The sequence below is a fragment of the Binatus sp. (SeqCode) genome (assembly GCF_036522015.1).
Taxonomy (GTDB): Bacteria; Desulfobacterota; Binatia; order Binatales; family Binataceae; genus Binatus.
In genome coordinates this window covers 1-1,559 of sequence record NZ_DATDGQ010000301.1, presented here as the reverse complement: position 1 = coordinate 1,559, position 1,559 = coordinate 1, and the positions used below count along the sequence as shown (strand labels likewise).

Annotated in this window: 2 protein-coding genes; one reads left to right on the top strand and one right to left on the bottom strand. The window is 60.7% G+C overall.

Going from position 1 to position 1,559, the window contains the following annotated elements; all coding sequences use genetic code 11:
* A partial coding sequence (locus tag VIW95_RS17510) for a ribbon-helix-helix protein, CopG family (protein WP_349259322.1) occupies window positions 1-140 on the bottom strand: 140 nt, incomplete at its 3' end.
* Window positions 141-1,014: 874 nt separating this feature from the next.
* On the opposite strand from VIW95_RS17510, the gene VIW95_RS12880 reads away from it, so the two are divergent.
* On the top strand, window positions 1,015-1,559 hold a 545-nt coding region (locus VIW95_RS12880), incomplete at its 3' end, for a glycosyltransferase family 9 protein (protein WP_331587104.1).

The window sequence follows — 1,559 nt, the reverse complement described above, 5'->3', positions numbered from 1 at the left end:
TGGAACTCGAGCAGCGCAAGATGCCGCTTCAACGCCGAGCGGATGATTTCGCTTCGGGTGCGGCCCGAACGTTTGCACACTTCATCCAGGATTGGCGCCAACTCGTCGTCGATCCGGACTGTGATTGTGTTTCCTTTCATGTGTGACATGGTAACACATCAGGATCGATGTTCCCAATCGCAAGGCGGAGTCCAGGGGCGGGTAGTGTCTCAGTTTGATTTCTCGAGCTTCTGGGTGGTGCTCTGAAAGTGTGTTGCTGATTTACGGGGTCGTGCGTTACAAACGCGAGCATGGGACTCCGCCGCGGTGTGATCGCTACGCGAGCGGCTCGCTTCGCTGCGATGGTGGTCGCAACCGCTTTCATCGTAGTCGCGTCCTTCGAAATTTTCTGGGCGCTTGGCGGCTCTTGGGGGGTTTCCGGCGCTTGGGGTGGCGGTCACGACCGTCTGCCCGTGGGGCTCAGAGTCGCGAGCGCGTTCGCGGCCGTCCTACTGGTCGCTGGCGCTGTCATCGTCCTGGGCCGCGCGCGCTGTTGGTCGTCAACCGACCGGTTCGGCATCTTGCGTTGGGGGACATGGACGATCGTCGGTGTGATGGCGCTGAGTGCTCTAGCTAACTTCGCCTCGTCGAGCAGTTCGGAACGGTTTCAAAACGGGCCGGTTGCGCTACTCCTGGCGTTGCTCTGCCTCGTCGTAGCCTTAGCGAATTAAGATCAGAGCAATACAGGCGGCCGGCACTGGTTGGGTTGCGGATTGAACTATTCAACCTGCCTCCCGGCGGATTTGGGTGCTAATCATGCGGTATGGACTACAGTCAGAACGCCCCATGCTCACCCGGCTCGCCCCAACTCGGGCGAGGCCGGCTGCCGGCCGCAACTATTTTTGACGGAACGAAACTACCCTTGGGTAGTGTTTCAGTTTCAAACTGAGACACTACCCAGGGGCGGGTTTATTTGACCGCGCTTGCGTGATGAAATCTTTCGACGGATCGAAGGCATTGGCGGGAATCTTGATCTTGGAATCGGGAACAATTCGACATCAGGGGGCGTTTGAATCGCGGAAGCCGGCGTCGCCGGCGCACGCCGTCACGCTCGATCCTCCGCCAGAGCGCATCCTGGTCAAGGAACTCAATTGGCTCGGCGACGTCGTGATGAGTCTGCCCGCGCTGCGGGCGATTCGGCGCGTGTGGCCCAACGCGCACCTTGCGGTGCTCATAAAGAAGGAACTCGCGAGCTTCTTTGACGGCGCTCGATGGATCGACGAGGTGATTCCGTACTCGGTTGGGCGCGGCCTCTCGGGATTTTTCGATCGACGCAGAATTGTCGGCGAGATCCGCTCGCGGCGATTCGACCTGGGAGTATTGTTCCCGAACAGTTTCGAGTCGGCGTTGTGGCTCACGATGGCTGGAGTACGGCGCCGCGCTGGGTTCGTCGCCGATGCACGCGGCGCGATGCTCAACATGAAGGCGTCGCCACCGCCCGAAGCGGTCACCGGGCACCAGGCTAACTACTGGCTCGCGATGGTGCGCGCGACGGGCGTTGCCGACGGCCGCGCTGATGA